This window comes from Microcoleus sp. Pol12A5 (assembly GCF_036701435.1).
In the GTDB taxonomy this organism is placed as follows: Bacteria; Cyanobacteriota; Cyanobacteriia; order Cyanobacteriales; family Microcoleaceae; genus Microcoleus.
Genome location: NZ_JAUBQU010000057.1, coordinates 1 through 17,410 on the forward strand (window position 1 = coordinate 1; position 17,410 = coordinate 17,410).

Annotated in this window: 13 protein-coding genes, 1 tRNA gene and 1 pseudogene; 5 read left to right on the plus strand and 10 right to left on the minus strand. The window is 46.0% G+C overall.

Translation table 11 applies throughout. The annotated features are described in order from the left end of the window. Positions 1 to 12: 12 nt before the first annotated feature. Entirely contained in the window at positions 13 to 1,188 is a 1,176-nt protein-coding gene (locus tag QUA45_RS16380; RefSeq protein ID WP_333221543.1) for an AI-2E family transporter, read from the plus strand. 321 nt (positions 1,189 to 1,509) lie between these two features. Here QUA45_RS16380 and QUA45_RS16385 read toward each other — a convergent pair whose 3' ends face one another. Beyond that, positions 1,510 to 1,725: a Uma2 family endonuclease gene (locus tag QUA45_RS16385; RefSeq protein WP_333099112.1), complete on the minus strand. Its 216-nt coding sequence runs from the start codon at positions 1,723 to 1,725 to the stop codon at positions 1,510 to 1,512. Between the two features lie 413 nt (positions 1,726 to 2,138). Here QUA45_RS16385 and QUA45_RS16390 point away from each other — a divergent pair, with 413 nt between their 5' ends. Further along, entirely contained in the window at positions 2,139 to 3,314 is a 1,176-nt protein-coding gene (locus tag QUA45_RS16390; protein WP_333099113.1) for a homocysteine biosynthesis protein, read from the plus strand. Positions 3,315 to 3,382: 68 nt separating this feature from the next. Here QUA45_RS16390 and QUA45_RS29195 read toward each other — a convergent pair. From QUA45_RS29195 to QUA45_RS16415, 5 genes and pseudogenes are all read right to left on the minus strand, one after another. Then, positions 3,383 to 3,462: pseudogene (locus QUA45_RS29195) on the minus strand (IS1 family transposase); the annotation flags it as partial. A 339-nt stretch (positions 3,463 to 3,801) separates the two neighbouring features. Further along, positions 3,802 to 4,611 (minus strand): uroporphyrinogen-III C-methyltransferase, encoded by an 810-nt coding sequence (gene cobA, locus QUA45_RS16400; RefSeq protein WP_333099114.1) that lies wholly within the window; start codon positions 4,609 to 4,611, stop codon positions 3,802 to 3,804. Next, positions 4,608 to 5,351, minus strand: a complete 744-nt coding sequence (locus QUA45_RS16405; protein ID WP_333221545.1) for a sirohydrochlorin chelatase — start codon at positions 5,349 to 5,351, stop codon at positions 4,608 to 4,610. The genes cobA and QUA45_RS16405 overlap by 4 nt, the downstream gene beginning before the upstream one ends. Positions 5,352 to 5,617: 266 nt before the next feature. Beyond that, on the minus strand, positions 5,618 to 6,301 hold the full coding sequence (locus tag QUA45_RS16410; protein ID WP_333036883.1) for a manganese catalase family protein: 684 nt from the start codon (positions 6,299 to 6,301) through the stop codon (positions 5,618 to 5,620). A 195-nt stretch (positions 6,302 to 6,496) separates the two neighbouring features. Beyond that, on the minus strand, positions 6,497 to 8,023 hold the full coding sequence (locus tag QUA45_RS16415; protein WP_333099116.1) for a serine/threonine-protein kinase: 1,527 nt from the start codon (positions 8,021 to 8,023) through the stop codon (positions 6,497 to 6,499). Between the two features lie 610 nt (positions 8,024 to 8,633). Here QUA45_RS16415 and QUA45_RS16420 point away from each other — a divergent pair. From QUA45_RS16420 to QUA45_RS16430, 3 genes are all read left to right on the plus strand, one after another. After that, a tRNA-His gene (locus tag QUA45_RS16420) sits at positions 8,634 to 8,706 on the plus strand. A 182-nt stretch (positions 8,707 to 8,888) separates the two neighbouring features. Continuing rightward, positions 8,889 to 13,193, plus strand: a complete 4,305-nt coding sequence (locus QUA45_RS16425; protein ID WP_333221547.1) for an AAA domain-containing protein — start codon at positions 8,889 to 8,891, stop codon at positions 13,191 to 13,193. Beyond that, on the plus strand, positions 13,171 to 14,061 hold the full coding sequence (locus tag QUA45_RS16430) for a hypothetical protein (protein ID WP_333221549.1): 891 nt from the start codon (positions 13,171 to 13,173) through the stop codon (positions 14,059 to 14,061). Before QUA45_RS16425 ends, QUA45_RS16430 begins: the two co-directional genes overlap by 23 nt. Before the next feature lie 260 nt (positions 14,062 to 14,321). Here the strand turns inward: QUA45_RS16430 and QUA45_RS16435 are convergent, their stop codons facing one another. The 4 genes from QUA45_RS16435 to QUA45_RS16450 form a co-directional block, all read right to left on the minus strand. After that, complete coding sequence (locus QUA45_RS16435; RefSeq protein WP_333221551.1) at positions 14,322 to 14,537, minus strand: hypothetical protein; 216 nt, start codon at positions 14,535 to 14,537, stop codon at positions 14,322 to 14,324. 30 nt (positions 14,538 to 14,567) lie between these two features. Continuing rightward, positions 14,568 to 14,666: an S-layer homology domain-containing protein gene (locus tag QUA45_RS16440; RefSeq protein WP_333221553.1), complete on the minus strand. Its 99-nt coding sequence runs from the start codon at positions 14,664 to 14,666 to the stop codon at positions 14,568 to 14,570. A 270-nt stretch (positions 14,667 to 14,936) separates the two neighbouring features. Then, on the minus strand, positions 14,937 to 15,668 hold the full coding sequence (locus QUA45_RS16445) for a DUF3747 domain-containing protein (protein ID WP_333221555.1): 732 nt from the start codon (positions 15,666 to 15,668) through the stop codon (positions 14,937 to 14,939). 431 nt (positions 15,669 to 16,099) lie between these two features. Then, complete coding sequence (locus tag QUA45_RS16450; RefSeq protein WP_006635514.1) at positions 16,100 to 17,092, minus strand: ribose-phosphate pyrophosphokinase; 993 nt, start codon at positions 17,090 to 17,092, stop codon at positions 16,100 to 16,102. Positions 17,093 to 17,410: the final 318 nt, after the last annotated feature.

Here is a 17,410-nt window from a genome sequence, read left to right on the forward strand (position 1 = left end):
ATCTAAAATCTAATGAAGCTAGGACAGTGGATGGGCTTATTAGCCCTCATCGCATCTTGTTACATCCTGTGGCAAATCAGGCAGGCCCTACTGCTGCTGTTTGCCGCCGTCGTCTTAGCCACAGCCTTAAACAGGCTAGCACGCTATTTGCAAAAATTCGGACTCAAAAGATCGATCGCCGTACTGTTATCAGTTAGTTTCCTAGTCCTCATCTTTGTAGGATTATTCCTAATCATTGTACCGCCCTTTGCCCAACAGTTTCAACAACTTACCCAAAGAGCCCCTCAAGGAATAGAAAGATTAAATCAGTGGATCGATCAGCTCGAAACGCGCTTTTCGGGACAAATTGGTCAGCGACTGCCGAATCTTGATATTAACGATATTATCCAACAGCTACAACCCCTATTCAACCAACTCGTCGGCGGTGCAGGAGCTTTTGTCGGCAACACATTAGGTGTTATTCTCAGCTTTTTGCTAGTCATAGTTTTGACATTGATGACATTAGCAGAACCTCTCTCTTACCGCAAAGCATTTATACAACTTTTCCCCTCTTTTTATCGGCGGCGAATCGATGGCATCTTAGATGAATGCGAAATAGCGCTTGGTCGATGGGTAATCGGTGCTTTAATTAGCATGAGCGTTATCACTTTCCTGAGTTTAATTGGTTTGTCAGTATTGCAGGTTCCCCTAGCTCTAGCTCACGCTGTTTTAGCCGGCTTGCTGAACCTAATACCCAATATCGGTCCTGGTTTGAGCGTCATTCCTCCAGTGACGATCGCACTTTTAGACTCTCCGTTAAAATCCGGTTTTGTGCTGATCCTTTACTTTCTAATTCAACAATTTGAAAGCAACCTCCTCACCCCCTACGTCATGGCACAGCAAGTATCACTGCTGCCAGCAGTAACATTAATAGCTCAAGTATTCTTCGCCACCTTCTTTGGATTTTTAGGCTTATTGCTAGCTCTCCCCCTCACCGTTGTAGCTCAAGTTTGGATTAGGGAAGCCCTCATTAAAGATATTCTAAACCAGTGGAGTGCCAGTCCTAAAACCTTAGCGGCAATCGATTCTGCTATCCATGAAAAGCATGAATACATAGGAGTCGCCGACAGCCTGCAAGAAAAATATTTACCCGAACCGAAACCAGACATCCCCGATCGCGCTGAAAATGAGGCTCCTGAAAATCAATAATTAAGGTTCATAATGACTTCCCTTCTGCTTTATTCCCACTTATAGGACAGAAGGATTCACTATAAACTTAGTTAGGAAATTTGTGGTACGAACTCCCCCAATAAATGTCTTCAAGCCTCGAATTTTATACCGTCTCTCTGGTAGCTATAAAAATATGTTGAACACTCAAATTCAAGTGCCAAAATATGGGTAACACACCCCTATCACTCCCCGATACATACTGACTTGATACTCGCAGTTAACCAACTGGTAAACAGAAAAAGTAGGTTGTTTCGGATTCCCAATATAGCGTCTGCCGCCAACTCCCAAATAGTCCGCAATTCAGTATTGAGAAATGCCCAAAGCTTCGTAATCAACTAATTTGTAGCCGTAATCATCCCGCCAATTGGTACTGACAACTTCGACAATTAGCGGGACAGAACTACCCATTGTAATGATAGATTCCTTTTTCCATCTCGGTTCGCTGTCAGTCCCTTGCCTGTCCAAAACGATCGCATCCGGTTCGTAACCAGATAGCTCGTTATCAGCTTGGACCACGCAATTGTTTGGGGACGAAGTAGGGAAGTCCTAGTCGTTGGATTTCAAATTTGAGCTCGGCGACTGGGAAGCCAGCTAATTCTGAAGGTTCTCCGGTTGCTTTAGGCATCTCAACAATAGTTCCATTGTGCAGTTCGTAACGGTTTTCATAATTTTCAGGATACCCGTCAATAAATTCATCGAAGGTGACTGGTTTTAATATCGCTTGAGTCAGGGCGATCGCTCTTTATTTTATTTATAATATAATCCTGATATCTGTTATAGCATTTTGCGGTGTTATCAAACCGAGGTCGATAGCCAAAACAGCATTCGCTCGATCGACATTCCATCAATCCAAAGTCAATCCCAAATCAAAATCAATCCAAAATCAATCAATTCAAAATCTAAAATCTAAAATCCAAAATCTAAAATATATGAGATCGATCGACGAAATCAACGATAAAATCAGCCAGGGCAAAGCCACAGTCTGGACAATCGAAGAACTCAAAACTAGAGTTCAAGAAACCAGCATTACCCAAGCAGCCAAAGAAGTCGATGTGATTACCACCGGCACCTTCGAGCCGATGGAATCCTCCGGTGCAATCATCAACCTCGGCCATACCGACCCGCCGATAAAAATCCGCCAGTGCTGGCTGGACGGCGTTTTAGCCTACTCCGGCTTCGGGGCAGTAGACCTGTACCTGGGAGCCACCCAAGTAGCCGAAGACGGCGAAGAATCCCGCGAACGGGGTGGCGGACACGTCATCGAAGACTTAATAGCCGGCAAACCCGTGCAGTTGCGAGCCTTGGGGCAAGTAACAGACTGCTACCCCCGCGCTTCCTTTGAAACCACCATTACCCGCGATACAATCAACCAGTTTTATTTATTCAATCCCCGCAACGCATATCAAAACTTTATTGTTGGAGTCAACGGGGGCGATCGCCCGCTGTTCACCTACCTCGGCCCCCTGCAACCAAACCTCGGCAACGCCGTCTACTCGAACCTTGGAGCCATGTCTCCCTTGCTAAACGACCCCGACCTCGAAATCATCGGCATCGGCACCCGCATCTTTCTAGGAGGCGCTCAGGGCTACATCACCTGGGAAGGAACCCAGCACTTCCCGCTGCAAAAACGCCAGCCGAACCGCACCCCCATCGGCCCGGCCGCCACCCTCGCACTCATCGGCGACGCCAAACAGATGAACTCCAAATGGGTGCGCGGCTGCTACTTCAAAAACTACGGCCCATCCCTGATGCTGGGAGTCGGCATCCCGTTTCCCGTCTTAAACGAAACAGTCGTCGCCCACTGTGCAGTCTCAGACAAAAAAATAGTAGCGCCGGTGGTAGATTTCTCTATCCCCCGGCGCGTTCGTCCCACCTTCGGTTTAGTCAGCTATGCTCAATTAAAGACTGGCCGCATCCTCATCGAGGGCAAACCAGTACGGGCCGCCCCCCTTGCGAGTATGTTTCTCTCCCGGCAAGTAGCATTGGAATTGAAGCAGCAAATTGAAGCGGGTCAATTTACCCTCACGGCGTCAGTTGCTCCCCTACCCACCGACAGAGTATTTCTCCCGCAAGATTTGTGGGGGGCCCAAGTGAGGCTGGAATAGACAGTCGCTAGAGTAAAGTGACGGATTATAAATTTAATGAACCACAAGAGGATATTCAAAGACGATCTTCGACACAGATAGCTCTGTTTACCTTGGCGGTGTCGATTTTTTACCACTTTGGAACTTTGACTGTGAGAGGGCAAGGCATTGGCATATTTCATCACATCATTCTCCATGATGCAACACCAGACTTTATATTATTCCAAGTCAGTTCATATGTTGTACAAGTCAGTACGCTTGCCGATCTACTATCTTAAGTACGGGCGGATTCCTCTGTTATCTTAATCATTCAACTTTGTGCAACACCCATAATAGAGCGCGAAAGCTAACACTCAAGAGTGAGCAATGACATTTTTATGTCATTTATGCGTCTAGGAATGACATCGGAATGACATCGAGCGGGTCCTCGTCCCCGCTGGCGAGCCACCTCAGAGGGAGGGAAATCAAAGCGATCGAAATTAGATCGCTTCTGACCCAATTTTCCCGCTTATTCTACAGTCGGAGAAACTGGCCGACAGCCAGACAATATTGAGTGCAAATTGACGACGTTTCCGATTACTGCGATCGCAGGTGCTGCAAATCCAACCGCCTCAACTTGCTCTACAATTGTACCCAAAGTCCCGATCAGTTCTTCTTGTTCCGGCCGCGTTCCCCAGCGCACTAACGCTATTGGCGTTTCTGCACTCAATTGGGCTGCTGTTAACTGACCGATAATGTAAGGCAAATTGTGGATTCCCATGTATACTACAATTGTTTCCGAGCCGCGGGCGATCGCCTGCCAATTTACTTCCGGTCGATATTTTCCGGCTGATTCGTGACCGGTGACAAAGGTGACAGAGGAACTGTACGATCGATGTGTTAAAGGAATTCCCGCATAGGCAGGGGCCGCAATTCCAGAAGTGACACCGGGGACGACTTCTACTGACACTCCTGCTTTTACCAACTCTTCCATTTCTTCGCCGCCGCGACCGAAGATAAACGGATCGCCGCCTTTGAGACGAACTACGATCGCATTATCTCCAGCTTTTTCTATCATTAGTTGAGTGGTTTCGTCCTGCATTAACGAGTGACGACCTTTGCGTTTTCCGGCATCAATTCGTTCTGCTTGGGGGTTGATTGCTGCCAAAATTTGAGGGCTGACTAAAGCGTCGTAAATCACGACATCTGCACACTCTAACAAAGCTTTTCCCTTCAAGGTCATCAAACCCGGATCTCCGGGTCCCGCACCTACTAAATACACTTTTCCTAAAGACATTTTTCTTTCTTCCTTTACCTCTTCTGTGCCTCGGCGGTTCATTTTTGAATTAAATCCTTAATTAAGTCTGCTAATTCTACACTTGGGCCTAGAGGATTTGCGAGATGAAGTTCCGCCGCAGGAAATTGCTGCTTTAGCTGTGCGACATTTTTGGCGATCGCATCTGTAATTCCTCCATTAAATAAGAAGTATGGCACAATTCCAATTTGCTGCTGTCCACCACGAACCAAACTGTCAATTTGCTCTTCCAAACTCGGCTTTACCGACCAATAAGCTGTCAGCGCACCGAGTTGGCTGGCGATTTCCTCAACAATCGAGTTACCTCCGGGGCGACGGCTGCCGTGAGATAATAAAATCCATTTTGGCCATAGCAGATTGGGGAGAAAAGTCACCTCTTGCATCTGACTTTTTACCAATTTTGTTAAGCCTGCTTCCTGAGAACCTAAATGCGGGCGCAATTCAATTTTTAGCTTGTCACCAAAAGTTTTTTGGGCAATTTCCACCTCTGCCGGTATGTCTTCGGCGACGTGAACTCCCGGCAATAAAAATACAGGCAGGATTTGCAATTCTCTCAGTCCCAGCGACAAGGTACGTTCGCCAAAACTGCAAATTTGTTCGTGCAGCGGTGCGGGGCCGAGTTCTAAGGTGGCGGTTGCTACTGCGGGGAATGAGTCAGCCAAATTTTGAGACACCAGTTGACCTAGGTTTTCCAAAGCTAGTTGGGGTCTGGGGTCGCGGCTGCCGTGAGAGACTAATAAATAGGTGGATGAGCGCAATTTCAATATGGATTTGATGTTAATGTTCGATCGGGATTTCAAATAATTGTAACACCCTAGGGCACGTGACTTGAAAAATACTCAACCCTCAACCGGAAGCTTCCGAGTCGCGCACCTCTAACAACTAAAGCAAAGTACCCAGCTTGAAAATTACTCAACACAGGGCTTAAATCTTCTAAGCCGCGCACCTTCTTTTGTAAGGTGCGCGGCTTAAAATTTACTTAATAATGGGCTTAAATCTTATAAGCCACACAATCTAAACAACTCTCAAATTAACCTTTGGGAGCGGGATCGGCAATGTATTGGAAAGTAGGTTCTGAGTTCCAAGGGCCGCGTTCATCCTTGCCATTTGTTGACAAGTTAAAGTAGAGATCCACAGTGGAATCTGGCGGAATATTACCGAACAGCGGATCGGTGAGTTTACCCAACGCTTCGAGAGCTTTCATGAACATTTCAGTGTGAGAAATTTCGCGAGTCAGTAGAAAGTGCAGCGTCTTTTTCGTTCCCATATCCGGTGCTAGTTTAATCAACTCTTCGTAGGTTTGGCGAGCTCCTGCTTCCGCACCGATATTAGCGCGTAAATCGCGCACTACATCGCCACCTTCGTTGACATAAGCACCCGTCCAAGCTTGACCTTGGCTATCCAGCAAGTGCGGACCTACACCGCGCACCGCAAACAAAGTGCTTTTATAAGCTTCTGTTTGGTCAACGTTTTTGGTGTGCATTTCGATGAGTTTGCCCACCATTTCTAAGTGGCTGAATTCTTCTATTGCAATATCTTGGAGCATATCCTTAATCCCTGCATCTTCACAGTGAAAGGACTGCACCCAGTATTGCAGAGCTGCTGTGAGCTCTCCGGTTGCTCCGCCAAACTGTTCTAGGAGCAATTGGGCAAAACGGGGGTTGGCTTCGTCTACTGTCACCGCAGCCATTAATTGTTTTTTGTGAAAAAACATGGATCGATACCTCTTTTAATTATGTTGTTACAGTCTCTGGATTGCAGACTTGTAGCTGTGTTCACCTTCAGCATCCATTGTGCGACAAGCGATCGCACCGAACCTCGGTCGCTAGTTACATCTAACGAGACAAATTTCTCTACTTTCAGGTAGAGTTTAAATATGAAATTTTACTTAGTGAGTCGGTTGAGCAAATTACAATTTAGGAGCAAGATTATTGTCGCACTCGGTTAATTTTGCTGACAGGGCATCGAGATGCCGCAGCCACTGAATGCCACCAACCCAACTGCGAGAGGGGAGGTGTCCGATTGGTGCTTGCTGACTAAATTTAATCTGCCCTAAAGTAGTAGCAGAATTGTAGGTTTGCCAGTTGACCCGATCGCAAAATCTGATATAGTCTCCCTTAACGCTTTCATAAATCTGCTTTTGGACGCTGAAGCCAAACCGACCTTGACTGTAGCGCAGCCAAAGGCGATCGAGTGTTTGCAAATCTTCGCAGGGGATCTGGTAAATTTGGCTAATTTCTAGCTGAGTTCCCGCTGGCTGGGAAAGAGATTGACACATCAAGCCCCAAGTTTCGCGATCGGCTTCTTTCCATTTTTGGTTAGACAAAAAATTTCGCAGTTTGGTATAATCTACTCCCCGTGCAGAAATTAGGGCTTGATCGAGATTTGAAGTAACAGATAAGGAAAAAGTTTCTGCGGAATTGGCGACGTATTTTGTCGGTAAAATGGGAGAATCAGAAGTTTGTAGCGCGCTGATATCGCTTGAGTTGTCGCAATTACTGAGAGCAGGAGCGATCGGCGTTTTGGGCGAAAGAGAATTTTGATGGCGAATATCTAAAGCTGCTTGGATATCTTGCAAAACTTCCGTAGCAAAACTGTACCGCTGAGTGAGACGAGTTTGCAGCAATTTATCTAAAATTTCACCTAACTCCTCGCTAATACTCGTGGCTTTGGGGAGAAACTCGCGCCACCACCAGCGCTCGTGGTTGCAGTCGTACATATCCAAGGGAGGAACTTGCGTCATTAGGCGAATGCAAGTAACACCTAAACTGTAAAGGTCGCTAGCAGGAAATACTTTGCCGCGCATTTGTTCGGGAGCTACATAATCTTGACTGCCGATGAGCGTTGCTGGACGAAGCATGGCTGAATCAGTCAGCAGTTTGGCAATGCCGAAATCGATCAATACGAGTTTGTTGTCTGATTGGCGGCGGATAATATTTTCGGGTTTGATGTCGCGGTGAATGACGCGCTTGTCGTGGATAAATTGCAGCACGGGCAATAAGTCTTGCAGCACTTGCCAAATTTGATTTTCATCGTATACACTCTGGTCTAATTCTTGTTTAAGAGTCGCTCCCTCTATAAACTCTTGAACTAAATAAATATGACCTTCTTGTTCAAAGCAGGCTAATAATGTGGGGATTTGGGGGTGTTTTCCGAGTTCGTCTAAACGGACGCCTTCTTGCCGAAATAATTCAACGGCTTTGTTGACAATTTCGGGGTCGCGGTCGTAAAAATAAAATTGCTTGACTGCACAACGGGGTAGAGATGGGATGTCTTCATCAATGGCTAGGAAAGTTTTACCAAATCCGCCTCTACCTAAAAGTTCAATCGGGCGATATCGCTGTCTCAGCAACAGGTTAAAGCCGCAGTTTAAGCAAAATTTTGCGGTGTTGGAGTTTTGAGGATTTTGACATTCAGGGTTGACACAGTAGCTCATATTGATTTTAGATTTTATGTTGCGGACAAGACTTTTTTTTAAACGAACCGCGAAGACGCGAAGCTGCGCGAAGGAAGAAGGAAGAGAAGAAGGATGGTTGATAACTCATGCGGTGTGGGATAAGCTGTCCCGCTTCTTGCGTTGTATTTTTCGGGCGGGCGGGACACCCCACAAGCATTTCATCTGAGATGTTGCACCATTCTCAATCAGGCTTTTAGGGACGGGCTACAACAGCCCACCCTATAAGATTCATTCTTTGTGGAACAGGCATTTTGCCTGTTCTTGAAAATGGTGCAAGATGTGAGTTTTATCAAACAGGAGTGTAAAATTTAGATGCGCCTGGTCTGATAAGGCTATTTTAATGCGCTGGATCAAATCGGGACGCTGCCAAAGCTGCCGAACCCAGGTCGCATGACTGCTGGGAGCGAGATAATTGCCGATCGCACAGGCCGATCGCACAGAGCGAAAATTGTGCTAAACTCTTACTGTGCTTGGAATTTGAGGCACAATCGATCTGTCTGGTTCAGGGACGCTCAGAAATATTTCAAAATATTTTTGCCCTACCCCTAGACTTGTGCTGAGATCTGATGCTATAGTTAAAACTGATACGGCGAGCGTAGCCAAGTGGTTAAGGCAGTGGTTTGTGGTACCACCATTCGTGGGTTCAAGTCCCATCGTTCGCCCTTTTGATTCTCAAGTGTTTAATTCGATTGCCCGTCGCCTGTACGGCAATTTGCGATGGTCGTAGGGTGTGCAATGCACACCTTAATTTTTTTTGGGATGTCGCGGTTCTGTCGCCACAAGTTCCGATGTGCTAATCTTAAATCCAATCTAAAATCTAAAATCTAACATCTAACATCAAAATATGCCATCTTTAGTAACAGAAGATTGGGGATATAAATTTAGTGGCGATCGCACAATTAATAAGTTTATTCGGGATATAGAAGGAGAAGCGGCTTTAGGGAAATATTGCGATTGGGAATGCAAAGAACGTGCGGAAATTCTGATGTCGGAGATAGCTGGCAAATCCCACAATCTTTTCTACGTGCGTCGCCAAAAAGTAAATGAGAGATTTTCTGAAGAAGAAATCTGGGAATTGTTGCTTGCTACGGATGGAGATGATTTTGAATTACCCCAATTGTTGCAAAAAGCCGATCGCACTTTGCGGTTGTTAGCAACTGTACGCTGTGAAGACGGAATCGGCGGTTTAAAACTGCTGGATGCTGGTTTGGTGGCGATTCCCAGAGGAAGGAAAGATGGGTATGCTTTGCCGGTTCAGTTGCGACTTTTGGCTAACAGTAGATCGCCAATTCCTGTAAAGTCGATCGCCCGCGTCCAACAAATGCCATTTTGGGACGACAGACACATACCAACTACGGAACAACTAAAAGTTTGGCATACTTTTTTAAATGTGGAAAAACGCATCGCGGAAGCGCGTCAATTTTGCGTGCCTTTCCGAGGACACAATTACGGTTCCGGCTTCAATATCGTCACTTTTGAAATTGAACGTAATTCCGCAACTCTTGACGGCTATGAGGAAAATCCCTTAGAATTGGGCGACTTTCGCGATAGGCTGAAAAAAGCCAGAAATGAAGAAATTATCCTGTTTGATTCGCCGCCCGGAAGCAGAAGCAGCCGAGATGGAGAGACATTGGGTAGCATCGCGGAAATTGACTTTGAACATAGTAAATTACGGATTAAGTTAGATGTTGATTTAGGATCTCGCATGGCGGGCGGCAGATATCAAATGCCCAAACAAGGATTCTTATATTTTGAGGCGGCGGGCGATATCAGTCAGATAGAACGCAAGAAAAAAGCTTTAAAAATGCTAACAGACGGGCGCGCTCAAAATCCATATTTGAGTGAGTTTTTATTCGATGCTTCTCAGGCGAGACTGCCCGAAAAACTGATTAAATTGGAGCGGGAAAACTTATTAAATCGCAATGCTAATGACGACCAACTTGCCGCCGTAGAAACGGTGCTTTCGGCGCGGGATTTAATTTTGATTCAAGGGCCGCCGGGAACTGGCAAAACGACTGTGATTGCGGAGATTTGCTATCAAATTGCCCGTCAGGGCGGGAAAACGTTAATTGCTTCCCAAGCAAATTTGGCTGTAGACAATGCTTTGAGTCGGTTAGTTCACAATCCGGCGATTCGGGCTTTGCGGAAGGGAAAAGCTCATAAGGTGCAGGAAGAAGGGCAGCCGTTTTTAGAGGAAAATGCGATCGGCACTTGGCTGCAAAATACGGCGACTGACTGCGAAGAAAAGCTATCCCAGCGCCTGACTAATGTCAAATCTTTGCGGCAGTTGGTGGCAGAAGCAGAGCGATTTACCGCCTACTGTGCCGCAGAGAGAGATTTTTTTAATGAACTAAAACACCTGCACGACAGTAAAGCCAATCTTGAGGAAAAGTGCAGCCAGCAAGCAGCAGATTATGAAGTAATTTTAAGCGAAAAAAGCGAGATTGAATCTCTAGTTAGCGGGCTAGTAAATTTGCTGGATGCGCCGAATGTCAACTGGGAATCTCCAGAAGTTGCCGAGTTTATGCCCAGACTAAAACCCTATTCAGAAGGTAATGTTTTAGTAGAAAACTTTATGGCAAATGTTCGGATTGCCGCCAGCTATGCTACTCAAATCGGCTTCGATCGCCCTGCTTGTGGCGGGTTTGGGATTGCGGTTTGGCTGCAGGAAACTGTAGCAGCGCAAATATCGGAATTTAAGACGGCATTCGATCGCGCTGATGATGTTTGTCACGCTATGTCGGCGGTTGCAGAGTCGTTGCGGGTGTCGCGGCAGATGTCTGAGGCTGTGAATCAACTCGAATTGGGCGATCGGCAAAATCAGACACACCGCCACAATCTCGAACAGAAAATCAAGAATTTGGAACTGCGAAAAGCGGAAATTGCAGCCGTTGTCGTCGCCGTTGCACAGTGGATCGAGACGGCGGATACGGGACTCTATGAAGTCGTGAAAACGTGCTGGGAAACGGGCGCAATGCTCGCGGATGATATGGTAGGATTGCCGCCAGGATTGCTGAAAATTGCCCGATCGCTCAAATTGCCGATCGTGCCGCCCAAATGCAAAATCAATTTGCCCGATTTGGATCGGTTGCAAAAGGCGATATCCCACGAAGAAAGCGCGGGTTTTAAGGACATACAAGGGCAACAGTTCCGGTTTAGCGAGTTTTTGCATCTAAATTTGAGTCAAACGCCGATCGTGCTCTCTGCGGGCGATCGTACACAGTGGCAGCAACTAGCCAAAGACTTCGCCAGCTACTCCCAAGTCAGTCAAAGTCAGCGCAAGTTTATCATCGAAAAAGCTCGCACTTTCTTAGGCAGCATTCAACAATTTTATAGTGAATCATTGCACCCAAATCATATCCAGGCTACCTTCGATCGCCTAGTCAAAGAATTGCTGCACAGTATCCTCGCAAATGCCCGTCAGTGCGTGGTTCCCCTGAAAACCGAAACCGAACAGCAGCTTATAAAACAGCAACAGTTATTAGATAAAATCGGTCAAACATTAAACCAGCAGCAAATATCCGCCGCTAAACTTCAGGTAGAAACAGCGCAGCAAGAGGCTAACTTAAAAATTAGCGAAGTTACTAATTTGTTGCAAGCAATTGTCCAACAGTCAAACGCCCCGGAAAAGTTGCGGATTTTAGCCGAACAATATCTCGCCCAAAAATCCAATATTTGGGAGCAACCGCAGCAGTTTGTCAAGCAAGTTGATGCTTGGAAAGCCAGCCTGATTCAGCTTGAAAAATCCATTGCCGATCTAGACCCTTTTGGGGTTTTGGAGACCATCAAAAACACTCTTGACGAGCATTTATCTCCGCTGCAAACTGCGGCTGCAACTTTGCAGCAGCAACTCGCCGAACTTCAAACAGAATTGAGCGAAATTACCGCTCAACTGCAACAGCAGCAACCGACAGTAGCATTACTGGTTGAGAGAAATTGGTGGGAGTCAGCATGGCAAACTATCCCGACTCAATATCAACCAGAAGTTCCGAATACAGGATTATTCACCGTAGCTTTTTTAAACAAAATTAAGCGTTTATTCAAAACTTGGCAGCGCAAGTTAGAACAAGAAGAAATAGCCCTAAATCTTTCTCAAACGTTTGTGACAGATTGGATTCAAAAACTTCGCAACCCATCCGAAAAAGACCGCAACGATTTAAAGCAAATTTATATTGACAATGCCAACGTTATCGGCATTACTTGCGTGCAAGCTGCCAGCTTCGATTTTACTAAAAACTTTCCCAGCTTTGATGCAGTCATCATTGACGAAGTTAGCAAATGCACTCCGCCCGAGTTATTAATCCCCGCTTTGAAAGGCAGAAAGTTAGTATTAGTGGGCGATCACCGGCAATTGCCGCCGATGTTTAATCAAAGTACGATCGACGATATTGCCGAAGACATCGGCTGTACCGGAGACGAACTTAGCTTCATAAAAGAATCGCTGTTCAAAGTTTTGTTTGAAAATGCCAGCGACAGCATCAAAAAAATGCTGACAACTCAGTATCGAATGCACCCACAAATCATGGGCGCAATCAATCAGTTTTACCAGCAAAAACTCAACTGTGGCATTCAGGAAGCTGACACCAAGCGCGCCCACAACCTGGCAGGTAGAATCATTCAAGAAAATAATCACATTCTCTGGGTGAAAACGCCCGTGGGACAAGGGTTTGAAGAGGAAAAACAGGGGACTTCGCGGTTGAATGTCAAGGAGATTGATGCGATCGAGCGTTTGTGCGAACAAATGGAGACAGCTTGGCAGCCAAAAGTTGCCGAGGGTGAACCACCGAAAGAAATCGGAATTATCACTTTTTATGCTGCTCAATTAAATGCAATTAAAGACAGAATCGAAGGCGAAAGATTCCCTGCTTTGAGTATCCGCACTGGTACGGTTGACATATTTCAAGGTATGGAAAGACCTGTAATTATTGTCAGCACCGTGTGCAATAATGTTAGGGGCGATATTGGATTTGCTAAGGAACCGGAACGGGTGAATGTGGCATTTTCCCGCGCTCAAGAATTGCTGGTAGTTGTCGGCTGCCACGATTTATTTACCCAACAAACAGGTACAGTGGGAAAAATGTATCAGGAAGTTTCAAAAACGGTGCGTCACTGCGGAGGTTTTGTAGATGTTTCTAGCGTCCTCAACTAAACCCATAGACTCGAATTTAAGTTCGCTAGCCGAACAAATTGAGCAACAAAATCCGGGTTTGTCAGTGTTGGCGGCGCGTCAATTCCGCTTCGCCATCCGGCAAACTCCGTTGGAGGTGGCGATTAGCGAACCGCGCCAGTTTAACGTGTTGGAAGAGTTCATTTTGCGGGCGGGCGTTGAGTTTGAACCTGCCCCCACTTTGAAGGAATTGGCGGATTTGCTAGGGTTGGACGAGATTTTTGTGAAGACTACGGCGGCGACTCTGGTTAGTTTGGAAAGCTTGGAGGTGGCTGAAAATGGAAAAATTGCGATCGCCCCGCAAGGTAGAGATTTTTTCGCTAAAGGTGCCGTTAGTCGATCGCAAATTCAATCAATTTACGCCATTTCCGATCCGCTGAATCAAACTCTTACCTTTAAATTCGATCCTTTAGCCGCAGAATCGGTCAACTTGCCAGATTTAGCAGATTTAGTATCCCTAGAACATAAAATTACAGACCTTGCGGATTTAAGTATAGCAGAAATCCACCCGTTAATTCAAGATTCCGGCTTAGGAATTCACGTCCCAGAAAACGGCAAAATTGTCTCTGCTTGCGATGTCGTCGGCGACGATTTAGATATTTGGCAAACAGTCTCGATTTTTGTGTTGCTAGATGCGATCGAAAATAAAACTACTATTCAAGCCAGACAGGAAAAGCAAATATTAGAAACAGCTTCAAACTTGCTAAACGAACTTGAATCGCAACAAAAACTTTCCGTGAACGACTTGTGTAAAGTAACCCTAGACTCCGCACAGCAAGAATCCGAGACCATCCCCGTCCAGAAAACTCCTAAAAAGCCCTCTAAGAAGAAACGGAAGGAAACGATATGATGAGGACTAAAGTCCTGATTACGAACTGGTTTGTAGTAAGGACTTTAGTCCTGATTAACTGATATCTTGCACCATTCTCAATTACTTGTTTAGGAACGGGATCTCCGGCCTGTTCCACAATAAAATCCAGTTTTGTGGAACGGGCCGGAGATCCCGTTCTTGACAAGAGTACAACATATAACTATTAACCAAAAAATGAGGTAATTGTGCAATATACTCAGATTTCCCACTTCTGGAAGAAGTCAGGGCTCTAATTGGCTCTACTGAGCCTTAACGCATTTCAGCATCCACCAAGTAGCCGCCGCCCCGTAATTCCGCTGTGCAGAATCCTCGAAAGCAAACCGATCGCCAATCTCGTTAATAGCGGCAGCAACAGAACAATAAGAATACCTTTGAGTAAAAATAGAAGCACCCCAATAATTCTGATTATCGGAAAAAGTTTTAGACGGTTCTTTAGCAACTAAATCCCGGTTCATTCCCCGGGCAGAGAAACCAAATTCCGCCGCTCAACGGAGCACCGCCATCAATTCAGCGCGAGTGACGGACTGCGTAGCTTTAAAATTTCCATCTCCATAACCGCTAACTATCTTGTTTTCCGGCGCCACGAGAAATTTTTAGGCACTCCAGCGGACAATATCAACATCGCTATAGGGACGGATAGAAACATTGCTAGGAAATGTGATATAGCATCTTCTATTCCTTTCCAGGATTCCAATACTAAAGATACCAATTGCTCTCTGGTAACAGCAAGTTGCCGTCGAAAGGTATTATGTTGAGAAAACCGGGCTACAAACCCAAAGCCCACAGCTTCTTTAATTTCGGAAGCGTAGATATCATCGGTAGCTATCTCCGAATTGTAGAAAAGCTAGTATTGCCTACGGTATTGGTATTTCCTGCGGTATTGGCTGCGGTATTGGTATTTCCTGCGGTATTGGCTGCGGTGATGGCTGCGGTATGGGCTGCGGTATGGGCTGCGGTGTTGGTATTGGTATTGGTATTGGCTGCGGTATTGGCTGCGGTGTTGCTTCGGTATTGCCTCCGGTATTGCCAATTTCTTCCGGCGCGGGTTGATTGGTAGTGAAATAAAAGTGACCTAATGTGCGGCCTTGGTAAGCTCTTTTACTCAAGCGCCAAGCAGGATCGAGACTGATTTTCATGAAGTCGTTTACATCGCCGTTTGTGCGCCCGATAATCACCGATTTACCTTGGTAATCTACCGGAGTTCCAATTAGTAGAACATTGCCATCAACAGTTTCCAAAGTTAGGGTGTATTTTAATGCTAAATCGGTGCCTGCCATGCGAATTGAAAAGCCGTTGCTGTCAGTGGCGCGGCCACAAATACCGGTGAAATCAAAACTAACTAATAATGGATCGACTTTCACGGGATTAGACCCACTTTCGCTCCAGCATTTTCGCTTGTCAGAGACTTGTTCTAGAATTAGCAATTGGTAGCCACCGGAAGGGCGGGGTTGGGCGATGACAATTACTCGGTCTTGGTTAATTTCGGTTTCGTCAAAAGTAAATGCTTTAGCCGAACCGATCGCGCCAAGTGTTAAAATTGCTGAACCTGCCAGTGCGGCCACTGTTCGTACAAGTGAATGTTTCATGATTTTTCCCTATTGGCTCCTGATTGTGATGAGACTTATCTAGAATATAAAAAAGTCGCCCTCTTCCAACAACAAGATAAAATTTTACCATCTCTTGTTCCGGTGGTACCAAGTGCGAGCGATCGGCGATTGTCACCTTGGTTCGTAGTAAAAACTCAATTCCGAGCGAATTTTAGGAGAACTTTCGTCCTCACTACAAAGTTATAACCGTTATTTTAGCGAGGAACTTGATAAGCTATTCGACCTCTAAATTGTATTTTCCGGGCAGGCGGGACGCCCACTCCACAAGAATTCAAGGGATATTTACAGTAAAATTTAGATGAGCCTGGACTTATTACTTGCGGTAAACATCGCACTATTGAGCAAAAAAACGGTGCGTTACACTTGGTTAACGCACCCTAAAACAAACATTCAAAAAGTGTCTTTGCCCTCTAGCGGAACATACTGCTAACAGAACTATCTTCGTGAATCCGCCAAATAGTTTCTCCGAGCAAATTGGCTACCGAAAGCACCGTCAACTGCTTAAAACGGTTCTCTTCCGGCACAGGAATTGTATTCGTAACAATTACCTCTTCCAGAACCCCGCTCGACAAACGCTCGATCGCCGGAGGCGAAAACACCGCATGAGTAGCACAAGCATAAACCTGCCTCGCACCCTCGCGGCGCAACAATCTCGCACCTTCAGAAATCGTGCCGGCAGTATCGATCATGTCGTCCACCAACACAGCAGTTTTGCCCCTGACATCACCGATAAGATTCATCACTTCTGCCACGTTGTGAGCTTGGCGGCGCTTGTCAATAATTGCCAGGGGAGCATCACCAAGCTTTTTGGCAAAAGCTCTCGCCCTAGCGACTCCGCCAACATCCGGCGAAACCACAACAATATCCGTCAATTGCTTGCTCGCCAGATAATCCAAAAGCACCGGCGAACCGTAAACGTGATCGAAAGGAATGTCAAAATAACCTTGAATCTGAGCTGAGTGCAAATCCATCGCCAAAATGCGACCGGCCCCAGCTTCCGTAATCAAATTAGCCACTAATTTTGCAGTAATCGACTCTCTTCCGGCCGTTTTGCGGTCAGCCCTAGCATATCCGTAATAGGGGATGACGGCAGTAATTTGTCTGGCCGAAGCGCGGCGACAAGCATCGATCATAATTAACAATTCCATGAGGCGATCGTTTACCGGACAGCAAGTTGGCTGAATCAAGTAAACATCGCAACCCCGAATTGATTCTTGAATTTGAACGTAGAGTTCCCCATCAGCAAACCGCTTGCGAACCATCGGCCCCAAATCGATCCCCAGATAGCGAGCCACCTCTTGGGCGAGAGGAACATTAGCAGAACCGGAGAACAGCCGCAGACGGTCATGAGCGGAAACCGGCGGCTCGGGAAGCGGAAGCGGTAAAGTAGCAGAACGGATCACAGCAGGCCTCTTGCAGGACGTTTATTCCATCGCTATCTTACCATCTGAAACTAGAAATATTCAGCCAATTTTTTAATAGATTTAACATTCGGGGCGACCACAAGTGTGAAGTCAACCGAATTGAATAGGACTTGCAGAAATATGTCCAACAAACCCGGTTTCTACCCCACATTCGGCATCCTTAACGGTCATAATCGGTTTTTACTTATTTTTATCGAGCCATAAAACTATGAATTATACTTTAATACCGTACATTAACGGACAAATTACTTTTTAAAGGCATAATTTATTACTGTAAAGATAGAGCATTCTGCGTAA